The sequence below is a fragment of the Vibrio sp. OPT41 genome, from assembly GCF_015163595.1.
Lineage (GTDB): Bacteria > Pseudomonadota > Gammaproteobacteria > Enterobacterales > Vibrionaceae > Vibrio > Vibrio alginolyticus.
The window spans coordinates 283865-284626 of sequence record NZ_JADDYH010000074.1 but is presented as its reverse complement, the minus strand read 5'-3'; the positions used below and the strand labels follow the sequence as shown (position 1 = coordinate 284626).

3 tRNA genes are annotated in these 762 nt (G+C 42.7%); all 3 read left to right on the top strand.

The features are described 5' to 3' along the window. Positions 1–361: 361 nt before the first annotated feature. The 3 genes from IQP38_RS25150 to IQP38_RS25140 all read left to right on the top strand — a co-directional run bounded on the left by IQP38_RS25150 (position 362) and on the right by IQP38_RS25140 (position 682). A tRNA-Ser gene (locus IQP38_RS25150) sits at positions 362–453 on the top strand. Between the two features lie 31 nt (positions 454–484). Next, a tRNA-Arg gene (locus tag IQP38_RS25145) sits at positions 485–561 on the top strand. Positions 562–590: 29 nt separating this feature from the next. Next, positions 591–682: transfer RNA gene (locus IQP38_RS25140), tRNA-Ser, on the top strand. Positions 683–762: the final 80 nt, after the last annotated feature.

The following is a 762-nucleotide window of genomic DNA, read 5'->3' as shown; positions in this document are numbered from 1 at the left end:
AAATGAGGCCTCATACGGCTTTAAAATACAAAACGCCCGATGAAGTACATCGAGCGTTTTAGTTAAAAAGTGTCAACCCATATCAGGACGGGTCATACTGTTTTTGAAAATTTGCAGAAACTATTGTGTTGAGTATGGCTGTGAATTCATCAATAATGTTGATTCGAACTTCAGAAAGTTATTTGAAAATAAATGTCTTTTTTTCAGAGAAGACTCTCTTTTTTTCATCATAATAGAGTGATAAAGTTCGTTTAATAGTCACTTTGATTAAATCAGCAACGGTTAAGCCAGTTTCGTAGATTTTTTCAAAGAAAGTGTTTGACATATTTTCGGTAAAACGTAATATGTGCCTCCGCAAGACGGTGAGGTGGCCGAGAGGCTGAAGGCGCTCCCCTGCTAAGGGAGTATACGGTTTATCCCGTATCGAGGGTTCGAATCCCTCCTTCACCGCCATTCTTGCAACGTTGATTTATCAACAAAAAGTGCGTCCTTAGCTCAGCTGGATAGAGTACCTGGCTACGAACCAGGCGGTCGGAGGTTCGAATCCTCCAGGACGCGCCATATCTCTTTTGAGATATAACAATGAAAACGGTGAGGTGGCCGAGAGGCTGAAGGCGCTCCCCTGCTAAGGGAGTATACGGTTTATCCCGTATCGAGGGTTCGAATCCCTCCTTCACCGCCATTCATTGACTGGCCCGATGGCCTTTTTTTTGTTTCGTAAGAAATGAATGTGATTTACTTCACAACTTCTTAGCGAGAAGA